The organism is Streptomyces sp. V3I7, assembly GCF_030817495.1.
Lineage (GTDB): Bacteria > Actinomycetota > Actinomycetes > Streptomycetales > Streptomycetaceae > Streptomyces.
This window is the reverse complement of sequence record NZ_JAUSZK010000001.1, coordinates 97,280-118,361: the sequence shown is the minus strand read 5'-3', so window position 1 is coordinate 118,361 and position 21,082 is coordinate 97,280. Positions and strand designations below refer to the sequence as shown.

Annotated in this window: 18 protein-coding genes and 1 pseudogene; 11 read left to right on the top strand and 8 right to left on the bottom strand. The window is 71.0% G+C overall.

Annotated elements, in window-relative coordinates:
- Positions 1–2: 2 nt before the first annotated feature.
- Positions 3–1,211, top strand: a complete 1,209-nt coding sequence (locus QFZ74_RS00525; RefSeq protein WP_307618782.1) for a CHAT domain-containing protein — start codon at positions 3–5, stop codon at positions 1,209–1,211.
- A gap of 13 nt (positions 1,212–1,224) precedes the next feature.
- Here the strand turns inward: QFZ74_RS00525 and QFZ74_RS00520 are convergent, their stop codons facing one another.
- Positions 1,225–2,706 carry an MFS transporter gene (locus QFZ74_RS00520; RefSeq protein ID WP_373462329.1) on the bottom strand — a complete coding sequence of 494 codons (1,482 nt, stop codon included), beginning with the start codon at positions 2,704–2,706 and terminating at the stop codon, positions 1,225–1,227.
- A 233-nt stretch (positions 2,707–2,939) separates the two neighbouring features.
- Between QFZ74_RS00520 and QFZ74_RS00515 the strand changes: the two genes are divergently transcribed.
- Complete coding sequence (locus QFZ74_RS00515) at positions 2,940–3,836, top strand: PhzF family phenazine biosynthesis isomerase (RefSeq protein ID WP_307618781.1); 897 nt, start codon at positions 2,940–2,942, stop codon at positions 3,834–3,836.
- A gap of 20 nt (positions 3,837–3,856) precedes the next feature.
- On the opposite strand, the gene QFZ74_RS00510 is transcribed toward QFZ74_RS00515, so the two are convergent.
- The 5 genes and pseudogenes from QFZ74_RS00510 to QFZ74_RS00490 all read right to left on the bottom strand — a co-directional run.
- Positions 3,857–4,528, bottom strand: a complete 672-nt coding sequence (locus QFZ74_RS00510) for a 1,4-alpha-glucan branching protein (protein ID WP_307618780.1) — start codon at positions 4,526–4,528, stop codon at positions 3,857–3,859.
- Between the two features lie 170 nt (positions 4,529–4,698).
- Positions 4,699–6,339: a fucose isomerase gene (locus QFZ74_RS00505; RefSeq protein WP_307618778.1), complete on the bottom strand. Its 1,641-nt coding sequence runs from the start codon at positions 6,337–6,339 to the stop codon at positions 4,699–4,701.
- A 36-nt stretch (positions 6,340–6,375) separates the two neighbouring features.
- Complete coding sequence (locus QFZ74_RS00500; RefSeq protein WP_307618777.1) at positions 6,376–7,854, bottom strand: FGGY-family carbohydrate kinase; 1,479 nt, start codon at positions 7,852–7,854, stop codon at positions 6,376–6,378.
- A 67-nt stretch (positions 7,855–7,921) separates the two neighbouring features.
- Complete coding sequence (locus QFZ74_RS00495; RefSeq protein WP_307618776.1) at positions 7,922–8,890, bottom strand: LacI family DNA-binding transcriptional regulator; 969 nt, start codon at positions 8,888–8,890, stop codon at positions 7,922–7,924.
- 109 nt (positions 8,891–8,999) lie between these two features.
- Positions 9,000–9,149: pseudogene (locus QFZ74_RS00490) on the bottom strand (GNAT family N-acetyltransferase); the annotation flags it as partial.
- A 308-nt stretch (positions 9,150–9,457) separates the two neighbouring features.
- On the opposite strand from QFZ74_RS00490, the gene QFZ74_RS00485 reads away from it, so the two are divergent.
- The 4 genes from QFZ74_RS00485 (at position 9,458) to QFZ74_RS00470 (ending at position 14,409) form a co-directional block, all read left to right on the top strand.
- Complete coding sequence (locus tag QFZ74_RS00485) at positions 9,458–11,041, top strand: sugar ABC transporter ATP-binding protein (protein ID WP_307618775.1); 1,584 nt, start codon at positions 9,458–9,460, stop codon at positions 11,039–11,041.
- A 61-nt stretch (positions 11,042–11,102) separates the two neighbouring features.
- A complete protein-coding gene (locus QFZ74_RS00480) occupies positions 11,103–12,134 on the top strand; it encodes an ABC transporter permease (protein WP_307618774.1) in 1,032 nt (343 codons plus the stop codon).
- A gap of 164 nt (positions 12,135–12,298) precedes the next feature.
- Positions 12,299–13,258 carry an ABC transporter substrate-binding protein gene (locus QFZ74_RS00475; RefSeq protein ID WP_307618773.1) on the top strand — a complete coding sequence of 320 codons (960 nt, stop codon included), beginning with the start codon at positions 12,299–12,301 and terminating at the stop codon, positions 13,256–13,258.
- A 278-nt stretch (positions 13,259–13,536) separates the two neighbouring features.
- Positions 13,537–14,409 (top strand): universal stress protein, encoded by an 873-nt coding sequence (locus QFZ74_RS00470; RefSeq protein ID WP_307618772.1) that lies wholly within the window; start codon positions 13,537–13,539, stop codon positions 14,407–14,409.
- A gap of 370 nt (positions 14,410–14,779) precedes the next feature.
- On the opposite strand, the gene QFZ74_RS00465 is transcribed toward QFZ74_RS00470, so the two are convergent.
- Positions 14,780–15,241, bottom strand: coding sequence for a Crp/Fnr family transcriptional regulator (locus tag QFZ74_RS00465; protein ID WP_307618771.1), 462 nt, complete (start codon positions 15,239–15,241; stop codon positions 14,780–14,782).
- A 325-nt stretch (positions 15,242–15,566) separates the two neighbouring features.
- Here QFZ74_RS00465 and QFZ74_RS00460 point away from each other — a divergent pair, with 325 nt between their 5' ends.
- From QFZ74_RS00460 to QFZ74_RS00440, 5 genes are all read left to right on the top strand, one after another.
- Positions 15,567–16,634, top strand: coding sequence for a zinc-dependent alcohol dehydrogenase family protein (locus tag QFZ74_RS00460; protein WP_307618770.1), 1,068 nt, complete (start codon positions 15,567–15,569; stop codon positions 16,632–16,634).
- 25 nt (positions 16,635–16,659) lie between these two features.
- On the top strand, positions 16,660–17,418 hold the full coding sequence (locus tag QFZ74_RS00455; RefSeq protein WP_307618769.1) for an HAD family phosphatase: 759 nt from the start codon (positions 16,660–16,662) through the stop codon (positions 17,416–17,418).
- A gap of 75 nt (positions 17,419–17,493) precedes the next feature.
- Positions 17,494–17,778 (top strand): DUF1876 domain-containing protein, encoded by a 285-nt coding sequence (locus QFZ74_RS00450; RefSeq protein WP_307618768.1) that lies wholly within the window; start codon positions 17,494–17,496, stop codon positions 17,776–17,778.
- A 99-nt stretch (positions 17,779–17,877) separates the two neighbouring features.
- Positions 17,878–18,117 (top strand): hypothetical protein, encoded by a 240-nt coding sequence (locus QFZ74_RS00445; RefSeq protein WP_307618767.1) that lies wholly within the window; start codon positions 17,878–17,880, stop codon positions 18,115–18,117.
- A 495-nt stretch (positions 18,118–18,612) separates the two neighbouring features.
- Positions 18,613–19,155 (top strand): FABP family protein, encoded by a 543-nt coding sequence (locus QFZ74_RS00440; RefSeq protein WP_307618766.1) that lies wholly within the window; start codon positions 18,613–18,615, stop codon positions 19,153–19,155.
- Between the two features lie 178 nt (positions 19,156–19,333).
- Here the strand turns inward: QFZ74_RS00440 and QFZ74_RS00435 are convergent, their stop codons facing one another.
- Complete coding sequence (locus QFZ74_RS00435) at positions 19,334–20,998, bottom strand: cytosine permease (protein WP_307618765.1); 1,665 nt, start codon at positions 20,996–20,998, stop codon at positions 19,334–19,336.
- Between the last annotated feature and the right edge of the window lie 84 nt (positions 20,999–21,082).

The window sequence follows — 21,082 nt, the reverse complement described above, 5'->3', positions numbered from 1 at the left end:
AGTTGGCGGCCAACCTCGATGCCGTCCGCGCGGCGCTCGCCGAACCCTCCCCGGATCCCGACCGCCGACACGCGCTGGGCATCCAGTGGCAGCGGACGCTGCGCGAGATCCGCCGCCTTCCCGGACTCGAGGACTTCCTCGACGCCCCGGAGGCCGATCAACTGCGCGCGCTGGTCCCGCAGCAGGGCTCCGTGGTGACCGTGAACGTCAGCCGGCACCGCTGCGACGCCCTCGTCCTCGACCGCCGAAACGGCCTGCGTGTGGTGCCGCTGCCCAACCTGCGTCACGACGAACTCGACCGTCGGACAACGGAGTTCGGTGCGGCGGCGGCCGTGGCGGAGAACCCGCGCCTGAAGCTGGTCGACCGCCTCAAGGCCCAGGCCACGACCCGGGAGACCCTCGGCTGGCTCTGGGACACGGTGGCCGCCCCGGTTCTCCAGGTCCTGGGGCACACGAGCGCGCCGCCGGACGGTGGCACCTGGCCGAGGGTGTGGTGGTCACCGACCGGTGCGCTGGGCGGCCTTCCCCTGCACGCCGCCGGGCACTTCGACGAGGGGGCCGCGACGGTGCTCGACCGGGTCGTCTCGTCGTACACCCCGACGATCCGCGCCCTGCCGAGGACCCCGGACGCCGCCGCCCCCGTCGGCCGCCCCCTGGTCGTCGCCATCCCGGACACCCCGGGCCACGCGCCCCTCCCGGCCACGCTCACCGAGGCCACGGACCTCGGACACGCCGCCGGGGCGCGGCTCCTCCTCGGTCCCCAGGCCACCAGGGCCGCGGTGGCCGACGTACTCCCGTCGAGCCGGTGGGCGCACTTCGCCTGCCACGCCCATCACGACCCGGCCCATCCGTCGGGCAGCCATCTCGTCCTGCACGACCAGCCGTTGACGATCACGGATCTGCACCGCCTGCGGGCCTCCCACGCCCAACTCGCCTATCTCTCCGCCTGCTCGACGGCCCGCAGCACAGGCGAGTTCGCCGGCGAGTCGATCCACCTGGGCTCCGCGTTCCGACTCGTCGGCTTCCGTCATGTGATCGCCACGCTGTGGCAGGTCGACGACCACACGGCGGCCCGGATGGCGCGCACCTTCTACGCCGAGCACGGTTCCGGCGACACCGCCCTGGCCCTGCACCGAGCGGTCCGCGAGGCCCGGGCCACCGACCCGCTCCTGCCGACTCGTTGGGCGGCCCACATCCACACGGGCGTGTGAGCCTCGTACGTCCTCACCGGCTCCGTACGTCCGCCCTGTCCGCCTTCCTCGTCCTCCCCGCCTTCTCCGGCACGCACCGCCACGCGATGACCGCCGCGAGCAGGTAGGCGACGGCCCCGATGGCCATGCTGACCCGCACGCCGGTGGCGTAGTCGGCGCTGGAGGCAAGGAGGCTGCCGCCGAGGGCCACGCCGGTCGCGCTGCCGATCTGGCGGGCCGTGTTGAACAGGGCGGAGGCGGCTCCCGCGTACGCCGGGGGAGCGGCACCCATCACGGTGGCGGTCGCGCCGGTGAGCGCGAAGGACGTACCGAACCCGGCGGCCATCATCGGCGCCACCAGCAGCGGGTACGCGGGCTCGGAGCCGGCCGCCGCCCAGCCGGCCAGGCCCGCGGCGCCCAGGAGCATGCCGGTGACCACGAGTGGGCGGTCCCCCGTGCGACGGCTCAGCCGCCCGGACAGAACGGAGGCGAACATGGTCACCGCCACCGCCGGGAACAGGGCCAGCCCCGTTTCGAGGGCACTGAGGCCGCGCTGGTGCTGGAAGTCCAGGCTGGCGGTGAACACCATGCCGTAGAAGCCGAAGTTGAACAGCAGGCCCGCGGCGGCCGCGCCGCTCATCGCGCGTCGGCGCAGCAGACGCGGCGGCAGAGCCGGGCACCGGGCCAGCCGCTCGCGCAGCACGAACGCGGCGGCGGCCACCACGGTCAGGCCCAGCCCGGCGAGCACGGCGGGGTCGGACCAGCCGCGCCGTCCGGCCTCGTTCAGGGACGCCGTCAGCAGGGCCACCGCCGCCAACACGGCGCACTGGGCCGGCCAGTCCAGGGACCGGTCGGCGTGACGCGGCGACGGAGCGACGTACCGCAGCGTCAGGGCCAGACAGACCACTCCGACCGGCAGATTGATGAGGAAGACCCAGCGCCAGCCGACCGTCGAGACCAGCAGGCCGCCGAGCAGGGGCCCGGCGGAGGCGGCGATGCCGGCCATCGAGCCCCACAGCCCGAAGGCGCGCGAGCGTGCCGCCGGTGCCGGATAGGCCTCCTGGAGCAGGGCGAGCGAGCCGGGGACGATCAGCGCCGCGCCGAGCCCCTCGACGAGCCGGGCGCCGACGAGGAAGGAGGCGCTCGGCGCGAAGGCACACGCGGCGGAGGCCAGCGTGAACACCACCACGCCCGCGCAGAAGACGCGCCGGTTACCGAACCGGTCGCCCAGCGCGCCACCGGTCATCAGGAGCCCGGCGAAGACCAGGGTGTATCCGTCCGTGATCCACTGGATGCCGGTGAGCGAGGCCGACAGGTCACGGCCGACGACGGGGACCGCCACGTTGATGATCGTGACGTCCAGGATGACCATGAAGTACCCGGCGCACACGGCCAGTAGCGGTGCCGAAGAGGCGGCGGGGCGCCGCCCGTCCGCACTCGGCTCAGGAGATCCGGGGCCGCCGCCACCGCCGTCGCCACCGTCGACCGAATCCGGCTCCGACTCCGCGAAGGGCACGCCGCCAACTCCGTTCTGACCACGGAATCCCCGAGTGATCAACATGCTAGATCAGGGTGGCTCTCCGATAAGGACGACGCGCTGCTGATCGGGGCCGGCACCTCCTGCGCCGACCGATGCGGCGACGGCCGAACTCGGGCCGACGGCCGGGCCGTTGCCGTCCTGGGCCGATGGGCTCGGCGGGGAGGACGGAAGGTGGACGTGATGGGCGCCAGGTGGCAGCCTGACGCACCATGACCACCGACGTGAGCGGGACGAGTCCCGTGACCTTCCCGCGGCCGCCTGCCGAGCCCCTGCGCTACGCCGCCTTCACCCACGACCCGGCGGGCGGCAATCCTGCCGGGATCGTGCTGGACGCCTCGGCGCTCGACGACGCGGCGATGCTCACCATCGCCGCCGAGGTCGGCTACTCGGAGACGGTCTTCGTCACCGATCACGACGAGGCGTCGCGCCGCTTCCGCGTCCGTTACTTCAGCCCGCTCGCCGAAGTGGCCTTCTGCGGGCACGCGACCGTGGCTCTCGCCGTGGCCCTCGCCGAACGACTGGGCCCCGGCGAGATCGTCCTCGACACGCCCGCGGGCGAGATCCCCGTGGCCACCAGGGTGGACGGCGCCGGCGCGGTGCTGGCCACCCTCACCAGCGTCCCGACCCGCTCCCGCCCCGCCCTGAGCACCGAGTCGGACGCGGTGCTCACGGCCCTCGGCTGGGCTCCCGGTGACCTGGACCCGGCCCTCCCGCCGCACGTGGCGTTCGGCGGGAACGACCACCTGGTGCTCGCCGCGGCGTCCCGAGCGCGTCTGGCCGACCTCGACTACGACTTCGAAGGCCTCGCCGAGGTGATGCGGCGTCACGGCTGGACCACCGTCCACCTCGTGTGGCGCGAGTCGCCGGAGCGATTCCACGCCCGCGACCCGTTCCCGGTCGGGGGCGTCGTGGAGGACCCGGCGACCGGAGCGGCGGCCGCGGCTTTCGGCGGATACCTCCGCACGCTGGGCCTTGTCACCCCTCCCGCCACGGTCGTGATCCGCCAGGGCGAGGACATGGGCCGCCCCAGCGTCCTGCGGATCGACGTGGATCCGCAGGACGCGCGGACACGGGTCACGGGGCAGGCGGTGCCGATCACCGTCTAGGGCAGGGCCCGGCGTGCGCGCTATGCCGCCGATGCGTCGTGTACGACGACGAAGGCGCCGCGCTGCTCCGTGCCGTCGGGCAGGCGCCAGCCGGTGGTGACCTGCCCGACGGCACCCGGCGCACCGGCGTCGGGGCGCAGCACGCGCGTCACCCGGGCGATCAGTTTGCCGGCCTCGCCGTCGGCGATCGTCTCCAAGCGCAGCTCCGTGCCCTCGCTCCCGTGGGTCGTGATCGAGGACTTGAGCGAGGGGCGACCGCCGGCGGGGGCGAAGTGCCAGGTCACGGACGGATCCGGGGTGTCGGACACTCCCTGGGCCTGTGGTTCGGCGTCGCCCTGGAGGAGAGCGAACAGTGTGGCGACGAGGACCGGGTCGTGGGTGCCGTCGTAGATCCAACGGGTCCCGAGGACCCCGTGCTCGGACGTCCCGAGCAGAGCGTCATCCGCTCCGTCGAGCGGTGCCGCGCGGTACGTGAGCGGGACGTGGTACGCGACCGGCTCGTCACCGGACTCGTCGGCGACCACCATGAACTCGATGCCGACCTCGCCCTCGGGGTCGTCGAGCCGGAAACCGCCGACCCTGCTCAGCACCGGACGCCCGCCCTGGCCGACGTACCAGGGCTGCGCGGGCAGCCACGGTTGAAGAAGCTCCAGCTTGGTGGGGTTCATCGTCGTGCGGTGGATCATGGCCATGACCGGCAACCCTTCTGTCAGCCTGCGTAGCGTGGCCACCCTAATCGGCGTGCCCGACAGGGCGTCAGGCGCGCCGGTCCGCACGCCAGGCACGTCGGTCGTCACGTCAGGTCTGCCAGTCGTCACGTCAGGCCAGCCGGTCGTCTCGCCAGGGCCGCCGGTCGGCGTCCTCAGCCGAGGGGCACGTCACCGCACAGATGCACGCGCACCCCGAGCGCGTCGAACATCGCGGCCTTCGCCACAAGGGCCTTGTCCGCAGTCCGCGCGTCCGGACCGTAGGCGACGTTGAGGTGGTTGGCCTTGTGGCGTGCCATCAACTGGTCGCGGTCGACGCCGTGCAGCACCGCGTGCATGATCGGCCACTGCGGCGTCGTGGCGTCGAGGCGGCGCCGGGTCTCCTCCGGAGGAAGCTCCGGCACGGTCCCGCGGCCGAGGTCGACGTGCAGGGCGCCGTCCATGATGAACACCCGCGACCAGACGATCTCGCCCGGCTTCGACACCCCGCTCAGCGTGCCGCCGCCGAGCGGGAAGTACATGGGCGGCTGGCGCATGCTGTACGACTTCTCGTATCCGCCGTTGTGCGAGGCGGGAACGGCGCCGGATATCTCGAACACCCAGACGAAGTCGTCGCCGTACTGCTCGCCCCAGCGGATGTCGTGGAGGGTGGTGGCGGGGTCGAGCCCCATCGCGGTCCACACCCGATTGGTCACGAGGGCGTCGACGGCCACGCCCTCGTCCACCTCGTTGAAGTGGGGGAGCGGAGCGCCCGCGTACAGCTCGCGCGCACCGTCGCGGCTGCGGACCGGCGGCCGCTGGACGTTGTTGAGGAGCCCCTCCACGAGGTCGCTCGCCGGGACGAGATCCTTGAGTCCCTGCTGGTACTGGATGCCGACGGCGTCCAGACCGAAGTCGTCGGCGATCCGCAGCGCGGCGACGTACATCTTGCACTGGCTGTGAACCTGGTCGTCGGTCAGCTCGGTGGCGTCGTCGGTACCGAGGTGGAAGGTCAGACCGGCGGCGTCGAGCCACGCGCGGACGGCGCGGGCCTCGTCGTCGGTCACCGTGTTCATCTCGGCGAACAGGGCGCTCTGGGACAGCCGTTCCTTGTAGATGCCGAGCGGGTTGATCAACTCGTCGTCGAAGACGGCGTTGTACATCCCCATGCAGCCCTCGTCGAAGACGCCGATGATCGCCTTCTCGGTGGAGAGCTGAACCGCCAGAGCCCGGCCCAGCTCGACTTCGGGACCGGACAGGGCGGATGAGGGCAGCGGGCGTACGTGACTCTGGTCGTGCGCCAACTCGCCTGTGCTGAGCCAGGCCTTGAGACCGGCGAGGGCCCAGTCGTCGGTGAAGTCCTTGCTCCAGAGCGCCGAGTGCTTCCTGCCCGCCTTGGTCAGGCTGGCGGTGAGATTCAACAGGCCGACCAGGCCCGGGAATTGGCCGCTCCAGTTGGCCACGACCAGGATGGGACCCCGGTGGCTGCGCAGGCCGGCGAGCAGGTGGTGACTGTACTGCCAGACCGCCTCCGCCACGATCAGCGGGGCGTCCGGGGGCAGCGTCCTGAAGACCTCGATCCCGGCGCGCTGGCTGTCGATGAAGCCGTGCCCCTTCGCCTCGTCGACCTCGTGACCGCGTCGTATGCGCCAGCCGAGCGACGTGACGGCGGCCGTAAGGTCGGATTCGAGCCGCTCCTGCGCCGGCCAGCAGGTCACGTTCGCGGCGGGGCGCAGATCGCCGTTCGCCACCAGATAGACCGTGTGGGGTTCCGCCTGGGGAGGGTCCGCGAGGACGGGCATGCGGTAGCTGGTCATCGGGCGACTCCTTAGAGGGCAACAGAGCGGTGGAGTTCAGCGCTCCTGGTGGGCCGCGAGGGTGTGGGCGATGGTGCGGGTGCTGGTGTAGAGGTCGAGGTAGGCCGCGTAGAACTCGTCGTACCGCTCGGTCAGTTGCGGGTTCGGCTCGCGGATCTCCTTGACCGGGTTCCAGTCCTCGATGGAGAACGCGCCGACCGTCTGCGCCGCCAGGAAGGCACCGCCGTAGCTCGCGCCGATCGTCTGGGAGGGGATCTCCTGCGGGCGCCCGGTGATGTCGGAGACGATCTGCGTCCACAGCAACCCCTGCGCGCCGCCCCCGACGGCGACGACACGGCGTACGTCGCCACCGGCGTCCTCGATGGCCGCGATGTTGTGACGGACGCCGAACCCGGTCGCCTCCAGCGCCGCGCGGTACAGGTCACCGCGCGTGTGGGAGAGGGTGAGACCGGCGATGATGCCGCGTGCGTCGGGATCCATGACCGGGGTCCGCTCGCCCGCGAAGTACGGCAGCATGAGCAGGCCGTTCGCGCCGGGGCCCGAGCGCTCGGCCAGTTGCAGCAGCGAGGTGTAGTTGGAGGCGCCGAAGAGATCGCGCAGCCAGCCGGTGATGGCGCCGGACGTGGCCATGCCGCCCGCGAGGTTGCGGGTGTCGGGCAGCGCGCCGACCGTCCCCCACAGGCAGGGGCTGGTCACCAGCTCGGGGACGGTGTTCACCAGGAACATGGTGGTGCCGTACATGAGCATCAGGTCGCCCACGCCCTGCGCGCCGACACTGATCGCCTCGGCCCAGGCGTCGATGGTGCCGGTGATCACCGGAATGCCTGCGGGGAGCCCGGTGAAGGCGGCGGCCTCGCGGCTGACGACCCCGGCGACCTCACCCGGCCAGCGCAGGGGCGGCAGTTCCAGACCGGGCGCGATCAGATCGGCCCAGGGCCGGTACCACTCGCGGCTCCGCGTGTCGTAGAGCGGGGTGCACTGGCTGGCGGAGTGCTGGTCCAGGACGTAGGCGCCCGTCAGTTTGTGCACCAGCCAGGAACTCGGCATGAACAGGCGCCGGGCCCGGGCGAAGACCTCGGGTTCGTTGTCGGCGACCCAGGAGACCTTGGCCCCGGCCGCCTGCGTGGACAGCGCCGAACCGCACCGGCGCAGAATCTCCTCCGCCCCCAACTCCTCGTCCAGGCGGGTCATTTGCGGCGTCGCGCGGGTGTCGATGCCGTAGAGGATCGCGGGACGCAGCGGCACCCCCGCCTCATCGGTCAGCAGCACGCACGGGCCCATGCCGCTCACCCCGACGGCGACGACCTCCGCGGCGGCCTGTTCGAGCAGTTCCCGGCTGAGCTGGAGGAACTCCTGCCACCACGTCTCGGCGTCCATCTCGACCCAGCCCGGGTGGGGCCGCTGGACCGCATGCTGCCGGGTGGCGGTGCGGAGCACGTGACCGTCGAGGGCGACGAGCACGCCCTTGCTGCTGGAGGTGCCGATGTCCACGCCGATAACCGCTGGGACCGTCATGCCCGGCAGGCTGACAGAAATCGATTTCTCAGTCAATAGACCCGAGGTTGCAGGGTGTTGGGGAAGCTCAGTCGAGGCTGGTCGGGAGTACGACCGTCCGGCTCGGCTGGGTGTCGCCTGCGATGCGCTCGATCAGGAGGCGCGCCGCGACCACCCCGATCTCGCGGGCCGGATGGTGGATGACCGAGACGCCCGCCGGAGCCGGAATGCCGAGCGGCAGGTCGCCGAACGCGACCATGCCGATGGCCGGCGGAGCCTGGTCGAGCTCGGCCAGGCAGTGCAACGCGCCCAGCGACATCAGGTTGTTGGCCACGAACACCGCGTCCGGCGGCTCGGGGAGCCGCATCAGGTCGGCCATGGCGGCGAAGCCCCCGTCGACACGGTAGTCGGCGAAGCGCAGATAGTCGTCGGGTATCGCCTCGGGGGTGCGCGCCGTGAAGACCTCGCGCCAGCCGGCGGCGCGCTGCTCGGCCGTCTCCACGTCCGACGGGCCCGTGATGCACGCGACCAGCGAGAAGCCCTGCTCGTACAGGGCCGTGGCCGCGGTCCGGCCGCCCGCCGCGTTGTCCACCACCACGGCGTCGACGTCGTTGTGGTGCGCGGTCCGGTCGACGACCACCACCGGCGTCTTCCGCGCCGTCACGGTGTCGAGGCTGGTCCGGTCCGACGCGGGCGCGAGGATGACGCCGGCCATGTGCTCCGACAGCGCGATCTCGAGGTACTTCGCTTCCTTGTCGTGCCGGTCGTCCGTGTTGCACAGGACGACGGAGTACCCCTCCGCCTGCGCCCGGTCCTCGACGCCCCGGGCGAGCGCCGTGAAGAACGGGTTCTCGATGTCGGGGATGATCAGCGCGATCACCTCCGCCGAGCGGCGACGCAGCGTACGCGCCGTGCGATTGGGCTTGTAGTTCAGCGTCGCGGCGGCCTTGCGGACCTTGTCGGCGTACGGCTGCCCCACCGGGGCGCCGTTGAGGACACGGGAAACGGTGGCCGGGGACACTCCGGCCAGAGCTGCGACCTCGTAGATGGTTGCCATGATGGTCAGAGGCTACCTCCGGGTATGGCGGGACCGGCCAGGGGTGCCTGACTCAAGTGGTGGGCGCGCACGGCAGGCACGAGCTCGGCCGGACGGCGTGAGCGAGGACCCCACCGAGGTACGTGCCCACCTCGGGCGAGGCCAGCAGCTCGATGACCGCCGCACGGTCCCGGGCCTCGGGCTCGCGAAGGACGAGCCTCTCGGTCCTGATCGGGGCAGGAGGCCACGCGACGGGTCCAAGCTCGGTCGTGGCGGGCAACCTATCGCGCGCCCGCCGGACAGGGGCTTCAGCCGACCGACAGTCACAGCAGCTTCTGGCCCGCGTGGCAGCCGAGCCGAGGAACCGCAGCATTGGCGACGTCGAGCAGGGCGCCGTATCCGCTTCTGAAGGGTGCGTGCAGTCCACGCCCCCGCGCAGCCCTCGTCCAGCGCCGCAGTCGCCCCCAACAACAAAGCCCGCCCCAACCGTTGACGCCTCACATGGCCACACCTACGCTGCCAGAAATCGATTTCTGGGGGTGCCGTGCCGGCGTCGTCCTCACCGAGGCTCACCACGCGGAGGTAGCCATGACCGCACTGCGGGCGGAGCGGACCACGAGCGCCACACCGCTGCTGGAGCTGGAGGGCGTCAGCAAGAGCTTCCCCGGTGTCCAGGCCCTGTCGGACATGCGGCTGGACCTGCGCTGTGGTGAAGTGCTGGCGCTGGTGGGGGAGAACGGCGCCGGCAAGTCCACGCTGATGAAGCTGCTGTCGGGCATCCACGCCCCCGACACCGGGCACTTCCGGCTCTGCGGTGAACCGCTGCGCCCCACGAGCCCCAAACAGGCACTGGAGTTGGGCATCAGCATCATCCATCAGGAGTTCAACCTGATGCCGGACCTCACGGTGGCCCAGAACATCTTCATCGGACGCGAACCGTCGGTCAGGAGGTTCGGGTTCCTGCTCGACGAGCGGGCCCTGAACGCCAAGGCGCGGGATCTGATCGACCGGCTGGAACTCCCCTTGGACGTAGGAGCGTTGGTCGGCAACCTGACCGTCGCGCAACAGCAGATGGTGGAGATCGCCAAGGCGCTGTCGTACGACCCCAAGGTGCTGATCATGGACGAGCCGACCGCCGCGCTCAACGACGCCGAGGTCGCGACGCTGCACGGACTGATCCGCCGGTTCGTCCGCGAGGACACCGGCGTCATCTACATCTCGCACCGCATGGACGAGTTGAAGGCCGTCACCGACCGGATCACGGTCATCCGGGACGGCCGCTACATCGGCACCGTCGACACCGAGGCCACCACCATGAAGGAGGTCATCTCCATGATGGTGGGGCGGGAGCTGACCAGGGAGGCGCGGCCGGAAGGGGTCCGCGGCGACCGTGAAGTGGCCCTGTCCGTACGGGGGTTGTCCACCAAGTCGCTGCTGCGGGACGCGTCCTTCGAGCTGCGCGAGGGCGAGATCCTCGGCTTCGCCGGCCTCATGGGAGCGGGCCGCACCGAGGTCGCGCGGGCCCTCGTCGGCGCGGACCGGATCGACTCGGGGACCATCGAACTGCGCGGCAAGGCCGTACGGATCGGCAGTCCCGCCGAGGCGGCCAAGCACCGGATCGGCTACCTCTCCGAGGACCGCAAGAGCCTCGGGCTGCTGCTCGAACAGGACGTGAACAGCAACATCGCCCTCAGCTCGATGGGCGAACTGTTCTCCGTCGGCGGCTTCGTCAACGACCGGGCGATGCGCGCGAAGTCCGCCGAACTGGTCACCTCCCTGAGGATCAGGACGCCGTCCCTCCGACAGGCCGCGAAGAACCTCTCCGGTGGCAACCAGCAGAAGGTGGTGATCGCCAAGTGGCTGGTCAAGGACTGCGACGTACTGATCTTCGACGAACCGACACGCGGCATCGACGTCGGTGCGAAGGAGGAGATCTACCGCGTGCTCAACGAACTGGCGGCCCAGGGAAAGTCGATCATCGTCATCTCCTCCGAACTCCCGGAGGTGCTACGCCTCTCCCACCGGATCGTGGTGATGAGCGAGGGCCGCGTCACCGGCGTGCTGGACGCGGACGAGGCCACTCAGGAGAACGTGATGCACTACGCGACCCTGCGAAGCAGCGGCGCCGACGGCGCCCATGCCGCTGACGCGACCGAGGCAGCCGCCCCTTGAGGACCCCGGCACCCCACCGATACCCGAGCGATTGTCTGGGCAGCCCCCAGGGAGGACGACCGTGACCACTCTCAAGGCACCGGCGGACACCGTGACGAAAGCCGCCCACGCACCAGCGGGAGAACGCACATCAGGCGGACTCGGCGCCGCCGCCCGGGACCGCCTGCAACAACTCCTCGCCTTCGCCGGCCTGATCGTCATCGTCGCGTTCTTCTCCCTGGCGAGCGGCGACTTCTTCACCTACGGCAACATCACCAACGTCCTGTTCTCCACCGTGGTGATCGGGCTGCTCTCGGTCGGCACCACCTTCGTGATCATCACCGGCGGCATCGACCTCTCCATCGGCACCGGCATGGCGCTGTGCGCGGTCATGTCGGGCGCGTTCATCGTCAGGATGGGACTGCCGCTGCCTGTCGGCGTGCTCGGCGCGATCCTGTTCGGCGGCCTGATCGGACTGGTCAACGGCCTGAACGTCGCGCTGCTGCGCATTCCGCCGTTCATCGCGACCCTCGCGATGATGCTGGTCGCCCAGGGCCTCGCCCTGGTCATCTCCCACAGTGCGCCGATCTACTTCACCAACGCGCCGGGCTACACCAGGATTTCGACGGGCAACCTGATCCCGGGTGCCGACTTCCCCAACGCCGTCGTCATCCTCGTCGTCGTCGCCGTCATCGCCGGTGTCGTCCTGAACAAGACGACCCTCGGCCGGTACACGTACGCGATCGGCAGCAACGAGGAGGCGACCGCGCTCTCCGGCATCGACGTCCGCAAGTGGAAGATCGTGGTCTACACGCTCGCCGGCCTGTTCATCGGGCTCGCCGGGGTGATGATCTCGGCCCGCCTGGGATCGGCGCAGCCCGCGACCGGCATGGGGTACGAACTCCAGGCGATCGCCGCGGTCGTCATCGGCGGCACCTCGCTGACCGGCGGCAAGGGATCGCTGGTCGGCACGGTCATCGGCGCGCTCATCATCTCCGTGCTGAACAACGGTCTCCAGATCATGTCCATCCCGCAGGAGTGGCAGGACGTGATCCTGGGCTGCGTCATCCTCGTCGCCGTCTACGCCGACATGATGCGCAAGCGAGCCGCGTGACTCGACCCGCACGTCGATGCGCTCGACCGGCCCACACCGGCCCACACCGGTCAATCGGCCAACACCGGCCGACCGGCCATCCGCTCAACCGGTCGCCCGCTCAACCGGTCGTCCGCTCAATCGCTCATGAAGCAGTGACAACCCGCGACAAGGAGTCGAGCCGCATGAACTCACGACGAGCCGGGGCGGTCCTCGTGGCAGCCGCCATGCCCCTCGCGCTGACCGCGTGCAATTCCTCCGACGGCGCCGACGGCGGCAAGCCGCGCATAGCCATCGTTTCCAAGGGTTTCCAGCAGCAGTTCTGGCAGTCGGTGAAGAAGGGCGCCGAACAGGAGGCCGCGAAGGAAGGGGCGACGATCACGTTCGTCGGGCCGCCCACCGAGGCGGACGTGGAGCAGCAGACCAACATGCTCTCCAACGCCCTGGCCAAGAGCCCCGACGCCATCGGCTTCGCCGCACTGGACAGCAAGGCCTCCGCCCCGCTGCTCGAACAGGCCAAGTCCCAGCACATCCCGGTCGTCGCCTTCGACTCGGGAGTCGAGTCCGACATCCCCGTCACCACCGCTGCGACCGACAACAAGGCCGCCGCCGCGGAAGCGGCCAAGCACATGGCCCAACTCCTCGGCGGCAAGGGCAAGGTGGCCATGGTCGTCCACGACCAGACCAGCCGCTCCGGCATCGACCGCCGGGACGGCTTCATGGAGTGGATGAAGAAGAACGCCCCCGGGATCAAGCTCCTCCACCCGCAGTACGGCGGAGGCGACCAGATCAAGTCCGCCGACATCACCAAGTCGATCATCACCTCCAACCCCGACATCGACGGAATCTACGGCTCCAACGAAGGCTCGGCCATCGGCGTCATCAACGGCGTCAAGGAGAGCCGCAGGAAGGGCATCAGGATCGTCGGCTTCGACTCCGGACAGGCGCAGATCGACGCCATCTCAAGTGGCCTGGAGGCCGGGGCCGTTACCCAGAACCCGATGGGGATCGGCCGGGAGGTCGTCAGGGCCGCCATGGAGGCGATCGACGGCAAGAGCGTCCCCAAGTCCATCGACACCGGCTTCTACTGGTACGACAAGAGCAGCATGAACGACAGGAAGATCCAGGCCGCCCTCTACAAGTGAGGCCTCTCCAGAGGCGGACACACCGATCTACATCCGGCCGCCGTGGCGGCGCACGCCGATCTCGCCTCTTGTGCGGACCAGGGCCCACCGCCCCCACTCACTGCCGGCGCCGACGAAGACGGGTGCGGGTCGGTCCTGGGCACGAACCTGTCGGCCCTTGACCCCATGAGCCCCGTGTCACCACGCTGGAAACGGATCACTCGTCCGGTGTCAGGAGGCAGGAAACGGGAGGCAGGAAGCAGGACGCCTTTCGGCCGTGGCAGGGAACGGTGAGCGCGATGGACCTACCGATCGTCGTCGGCGTCGACGGATCCGAGATGAGCCTGCGGGCCGTGGACTGGGCGGCCGACGAGGCCGAGCTGCGCGGAGCACCGCTCCGGATCGTGTACGCCTCGCTCTGGGAGCGCTACGAAGGCGCCCTGCTCGCCCAGGAGACGGGCAGGCCGCTGGAGGAGGTGATGGCCCGGGACGTCGTCGGCACCGCCGAGCAGCGCGCCCAGCGACGCCGCCCCGGCGTGAAGGTCACCACCGGCGTCCTGCCCTCGGAGCCGGACCAGGGCCTGATCCAGGAGAGCGGCACCGCGCTCGCCGTGGTGGTGGGCTCCCGCGGCCGCGGCGAGGTCGCGGAGGTACTCCTCGGATCCGTCAGCCTGACGGTCGCCGGGCACGCACACTGCCCGGTGATCGTGGTGCGCGGCACCCACGACAGCACGGCCCGCCCGGTGTCGCGGCGCCCGGTCGTCCTCGGCGTCGGCGACAGGCCCGCGGGCACGGCCGCCGTACGGTTCGCCGTCGAGGAGGCCGCCCTGCGCGGAGTGCCGCTGGACGCCGTACGGGCCTGGCGGCGCCCCGCGCAGGTGACCACCCGGCACGCGCTGCTCGCCGGTGAGCCCGAGCCGCTCAGACAGCAACAGGCCGCCGAACTGCTGGAGGACGCCCTGCGGGACGTACCGCCAGACCTGGAGGTGCGCCGGCGCACCGTCGAGGGCCACGCCCGCGACGCCCTTGGCGCAGCCTCCCGCGAGGCCGACCTGCTCGTCCTCGGCACCCGGCGCCGCCGCGCGCCCCTCGGCCCGCGCCTGGGCCGTACCGCCCACGCGGTGCTGCACCACGCCGAGTGCCCGGTGGCCGTCGTACCGGAACCGCCCTGACCGCAGCGCCGCGCACCGCCGCATCGCCGCATCGCCGCACCTCCGCACTGAGCAGGTTGAATGCCCGGAGTGCTGCCGGGCCGACCGCGTCGCGTCCGTGGGCGGGTGGTGGTTCGCCGAACATGATGCCGCGACGAATCTCGCGCACGGCGGCCCGACGCGTCGCGGCGGTGGTGCAGGCGAGGAGTGCGAGCGTCGCCGCCCTGTCGGCGTAGACCGCACTGGCCACGGCCCTGGCCCCTGGCCGAACATCCGCCGCACACCGCCGGCCGAACATCCGCCGCACACCGCCGGCCCCGAACGGCACGCGCCATCACCTCGCTCGCTCGGTGCGGGCTACCGAGCAGGCAGTCCTCGTCGCCGTCGGTCCTCATCGCGGGCTCCCGCTGCCGTACGGCCCGTACAGGTCCAGCAGCCGGATCCGAGAGGCGTGCAACCGCTGGGCGACCACCCGGCCCACCCAGACCGCGATCGCCCGCCCGAACTCGGCGTGCTGGGCGCAGAGCGCGCGCACGGCTTCGGCGTCGAACTCCCAGGCCCGTACCGGGCTCATCGCCTCGGCGCCCAGGTGCCATACGTACGGCGGGAAGTGCCAGGACCAGCCGACCAGTTCGCCGGCGCCGATCGACTCGACGACGGCGGGGCGGCGGCCGGGGACGTGCAGGTCCAGAGCGACCGTGCCGGTGCGCACGATCCAGAAGCGGTCCGCGAGCCGGCCCTCCTCGAACAGGCGGGCCCCCGCCTCGAAGGAGGCCTCACGCGCGAGGCGCATCAGCCGGTCGCGGTACTCGGCGGGCAGCGCCGCGTTCATCATGGTGGTGGCGGAGGTCATCGCACCGGCTCCTTTCGTGCTCCCTGAAACCAGCGTGCGCCCCACACCGCCCTCGCACCACGGACCGCTCGGACCCGACCAGTCACCCGTGACGAGCGGACCGTCCCGTGTTCAGCATCCGGCGGCCGGCCCCCGGCCGCACATGGGCTGTCCGGACCCGCCGGGGCCGAGTGGCCCCGCGCGGGCCGAGTCGTCCAGCGGGCGCCGAGTGGTTCCGCGGGCCTGCCCAAGCGGAACCCCGCGGTGGCGGACAAGCTGGAGAGGTGGAGTGAACCCGCAGCCGTCCGGTCCGGTCGCGCCGGGCCCGGGAGAGGGTGAGGACGTCATGAAAGGCTTCGTCTTCCACGGCCCCGGCCAGTCCGGCTGGCAGGAGGTCCCCGACCCCGACCTCAAGGAACCCACCGACGCGATCGTGCGGGTGGACGCCGTCACGATCTGCGGCACGGATCTGCACATCCTCCAGGGCGACGTGCCCGAGGTCCGCCCAGGCACCGTGCTGGGGCACGAGGCCGTCGGCGAAGTCGTCGAGGTCGGCGATGACGTACGCACCGTACGGCCGGGCGACCGGGTCCTGGTGTCCTGCATCAGCGCCTGCGGCCGCTGCCGCTACTGCCGCGAGCAGTCGTACGGCCAGTGCCGGGGCGGCGGAGGCTGGATCCTCGGGCACCTGATCGACGGCACTCAGGCCGAGTACGTACGCGTCCCGTACGCCGACCTGTCCGTGTACCCGCTCCCCGCCCCCGTGGACAGCCGGGACGCGGTCCTGCTCGCCGACATCTTCCCGACCGCCTACGAGGTGGGCGTCCTCAACGGTCGGGTACGCCCCGGGGACACCGTCGTCATCGTCGGGGCCGGCCCCATCGGCCTCGCGGCTATCGCCACCGCGCTGCTGTACGCGCCCGAGCGGATCATCGCCGTGGACCTCTCCCCGGCCAGGCTGGAGGCGGCCCGGCGGCTCGGTGCGGACGCCGTGGCCGACGTCCGCGAGGACCCCGGCGAACTGGTCGACGACCTCACCGACGGGCTCGGCGCGGACGTGGCCATCGAGGCCGTCGGCGTGCCGGAGAGCTTCGAGCTGTGCACCGGCATGGTCCGGCCCGGCGGACATGTCGCCAACATCGGCGTGCACGGCAGGCCGGCCACCCTCCACCTGGAGGACCTGTGGATCAAGAACGTGACCATCACGACCGGACTCGTCGACACGTACTCCACGCCGACCCTGCTGCGAATGGCGGAGACCGGCCGGCTGCCGACCGCGCAGCTGGTCACCCACACCTTCCCGCTCGACCGCATGGAGGAGGCGTACGACGTCTTCGCGCACGCCGCCGAGACAGGCGCGCTCAAGGTGGTCCTCGGCGGCCCGCAGTACGAAGTGGCCGTACGGCCGGACTGACGCACGCGGCCGAGGAGGAGCCCCCATGACGGTCCCGTCCCGCACCACGCTCGCACCCGCGCTCCGCGACGTCGACGCGGTCGTCCTCGACACCGACGGAGTGATCACCGACTCCGCCCGGCTGCACGCCGCCGCCTGGAAGGCGGCCTTCGACACCTTCATCCGCGAACACCCGCCCGAGGATCCCGGCCAACGGCGCCCCTTCGACACCGGCGACGACTACCTGCGCTACGTCGACGGCCGATCCCGGCTCGACGGCGCCGCCGCGTTCCTCGCCTCGCGCGGCCTCGCCCCGTCCTCGGAGGCGGTGCGCGCCGTGGCCACGGAGAAGGAGCGGCTGTTCACCGAGCGGCTGCGGGCGTACGGCGTCCAGGTCTACCCGGGAACCGTGCGGCTGGTACGCGCCCTGCGCCGGGCCGGGGTCCCCGTCGCCGCCGCCTCCGCGTCACGGCACGCCCGCGAGCTGCTCACCCTGGCCGGAGTCCTGGACCTCTTCGACACCCTGGTCGACGGCGGCGAGGCCGCCCGGCTCGGCCTCGCGGGCAAACCGCAGCCGGACCTGTTCCTGGAGGCGGCGAGACGGCTCGGCGTCCCCGCCGGACGCGCCGCGGTCATGGAGGACGCCCTCGCCGGCGTCGAAGCGGGCTGCCGCGGACACTTCGCCGTCGTCGTCGGCGTGAACCGCACCGGCGACACGGACAGCGGCGAGCGGCTGCTGCGGTACGGCGCCGACATCGTCGTCCAGGACCTCGGAGAACTGCTCGAAGGCGAACCGTCGCCCTGACATCCCCGGGCGCCCCGAAAAGTAACGGACTCAGGCAGGCTCCAGGCTCCAGGCGAGGGAAGAGGGAGAGGAACGATGCCGCACACCGAGGAATGGACGGTCCGCCTCCAGCTCTTCGAGGAGGAGGGAACGACAAAGGCACGCGTGCAGCTCGACACCGGCACCACGCAACTCACCGGCCACGGTGTGGCCCACCGCAACCCGTCCGACGCCGACGTCCCGGAGATCGGCGACGAACTGGCCGCGGGCCGCGCCCTGCACGACCTTGCCGGGCAACTGGTGAGTGCCGCCGAGCGCGACATCGAGGGGATGGGCGCCGAACGGCCGAGCCCGCAGCAGGTCGTGGGCTGGCCCATGTAGGCATCGGTTCGGGGGAGGCGGAGCGGAACCGGGCTTGACGGGCGCGTGGGACTTGGGCACGGACCGGCACACGCGGATCGACCGCTCCCATCAGTGGCCATGGCCGCCACCGCCACCGCCACCCCCACCCCCACCGCCATCGTCGTCGTCACGGCCGACGATCGTCCACGGGCGCATCAGGTCGTCGTCCTCGTGCTCGAGGAGATGGCAGTGGTGGAGGTATGTCGCCGGCAACTCGGCACCGCTGCCCGGAATCGACGCGATCGTCTCCTTCGGCGGGGTTCCTGGATGATGATTCTGGTCACCCTCTCCGCATGGGCCTTGGCCGTGTCCTTGTAGGACAGCACTTCGTCCGGCTCCACGACGAGTGGCTCGGGCTGCCGCGATGGCCGTCATCGGCCTGGGCAGAGCGTCGACGAACTTCTCCAGCAACGGGGTGTTCGGCGTCCCCTGGGGGCCTCGCAATCAGCCGGCTGGTGAGCCGGCACCGCGTACGCCCGCGCTCCCAGGACATCCTGTGGCAGCATGGCCGCAGCCCCCATGGCGCCACCGGCCATGAGGAACTTCCTTCGCTCGAACATCGTCTCCAGCCTTCCCTCGCCTCGCGTAACGCCCAAGGGAGACAGGGCTGGTTCGGAACGTTCGACAAGCGACTCAGCCGTCATCGGCGTACTGCGACCGCCGTCCGGTAGCCCGTCTTGACACGCCGCGCTCGACGGCGGGCTGATCGGCTGTCAGCTGCCGAGGGGGACACGCCCTAGGCTTCCACCAGCACCGGAATCAGCATGGGCCGGTACCGGTCCCCGGCACCGGCACGACTCAAGGAGCACGTACGTGATCGACCCCGCACCTGAGCAGCCGTACCCCGACAGCTACGGACCGGACGAATCGCCCGAACCGCACGAGCTGCTCGCTCCCGTGCTCGGCCTCCTGGGTACGTGGCGCGGGCAGGGCCGAGGCACGTACCCGACGCTCCCCGACGACTTCACGTACGCGCAGGAAGTCACCTTCAGCCACGACGGCCGCCCTTTCCTCCGCTACGAGTCCCGCGCCTGGCTCCTCGACGCCGAAGGCGCACCGCTGCGCCCGTCCGCACGGGAGGCCGGCTGGTGGCGGGTGCAGCCCGGTGGCCGGATCGAAGCCCTGATCACTCAGCCCACCGGCATCGCGGAGATCGCGGTGGGCCACGCGGCCGACGGCACGGTCGAACTGTCCGCCGACGAGGTGAGCCTCACCCCCACGGCCAAGGAAGTCACCGCCACGCGCCGTCGATACGCGCTGACCGACCCCGGCACCCTCACGTTCACCCAGGACCTCGCGGCAGTCGGTCAGCCGTTGCAGCACCATCTGTCGACTGTCCTACGACGCAAGGCATAGGTGCTCGACAGCCACACGGGCTCGCCTCAACTGCGGCACTCACTCCCCACGGTGACGTGATCGTGCACGCCCGCGGCCCCTTCCACCACACCGCGGAAATGCTGTACCTGGACATCGAGCTGACGCCGGCCATGAACTCAGGCACGTAGCCGCGCACGTGTAGATGCGGGCCCCCGGGTCAGGCGCTCGCCGACTGCGCGGCGGGCAGCACATGCTCGCCCGCCCCGTCCGTGCTCAGACACAGCGAGCAGACCACCGCCTCATGCGTCGCGCACGCCGTCAAGTCGGGCCGCTCGTAGGCCTGCCGGCAGACGTGGCAGTCGTACGTCGTCGCGCTCGGGTTGCCCTCCGTGTCGAGCAGCGGCTCGTCGATGCCGTCGTCGGTGCGGCGCAGGTAGTACCTGCCCTTGGTGACGACCGCCATCAGCGGGGTCAGGACGAAGGCGATGACGGCCGCCGCCATGGGGGAGTACGGCTGGAGGGTGTCGCCGAGCGCGTGGAAGTACAGGGCGATGGACAGCCCGGAGGCGACGACGAAGGCCACGACTCCCACAGGGTTCACGGCGTACAGCATGCCGCGGCGGAACTCGGGCGTACGCGGGGAGAGTTCGAGGACGTACTTGTTGACGCCGATGTCGGTGGCCACGGTGACCACCCACGCGATCGCGCAGTTGGAGTAGAAGCCGAGGATGCTGTTGAGGAAGCTGAACATGTCGGCTTCCATCAGGGCGAGCGCGAAGCCCAGGTTGACCAGGACGAAGACCATGCGGCCGGGGTAGTGCCGGGCGACGCGGGTGAAGGAGTTCGTCCAGGCCAGCGAACCGGAGTACGCGTTCGTCACATTGATCTTGATCTGGCTGATCACGACGAGGGCCACGGCCAGTGGAACGACCATCCACGAGGGCATCATCGCGTCGAACGCGCCACGGAACTGCTGAATCGGCTCGATCGCCGCCACGGGACCGGCCTCGGCCAGGATGTACACCGCGAGGAAGACACCGATGGCCTGCTTCAGCGCCCCGAGTACCACCCAGCCGGGTCCGGCGATGACCACTGCCGCCCACCAACTGCGCTTGTTGGCCTCGGTCTTGGGCGGCATGAAGCGCAGGTAGTCGATCTGCTCGCCGATCTGCGCGATGAGCGAGAGGCACACGCCCGCGCCCAGCAGGACGGACGCGGTGTTCACGCCGCCGGTGCCGTCGGTGCCCGGATGGGCCAGGAAGCGGTCGACCGTGCCGGGGTCGGAGGCGGTCAGGTAGACCAGCGGGGCCGCCATCAGCACCAGCCAGAACGGAGTCGTCCACACCTGGAGCTTGCTCAACGCCTTCATGCCGTAGATCACCAGCGGGATCACCATCAGCGTGGACACGGCGTAGCCCAGCCAGAGCGGCAGCCCGAGGCCGAGCCGGAGGCCCTGGGCCATGATCGAGCCTTCGAGGGCGAAGAAGATGAAGGTGAAACTCGCGAAGATGACGCTGGTGAGTACGGAGCCGTAGTAGCCGAAGCCGGAGCCGCGCGTGATCAGATCCAGGTCGATGTTGTAGCGGGCGCCGTAGTACGCCAGCGGGAAGCCGGTGACGAAGATGACCACGGCGGCGACGGCGATCGCCACCAACGCGTTGCCGGTGCCGTGGGCCAGCCCGATGCCGGCGCCGATGGAGAAGTCCGCCATGTAGGCGATACCGCCGAGGGCGGTCGTCGCGACGACCATCGGCGTCCAGCGGCGGTAACTGCGGGGCGCGAAACGGAGGGTGTAGTCCTCCAGGGTCTCCCGGGTGCGCCGGTCCGTCGGGGAGTCCGTGGGGCCGGTGGCGGCCGGACGTGGCTCGGTGATGCTGCTCATGGTCAGCCCTTCGGGGTGCGGCGGTGGTGCTGAGCGACGGCGCCGGGGTGACGAGAGGTGGGGCACCCCGCTCCCGCCCGGCCC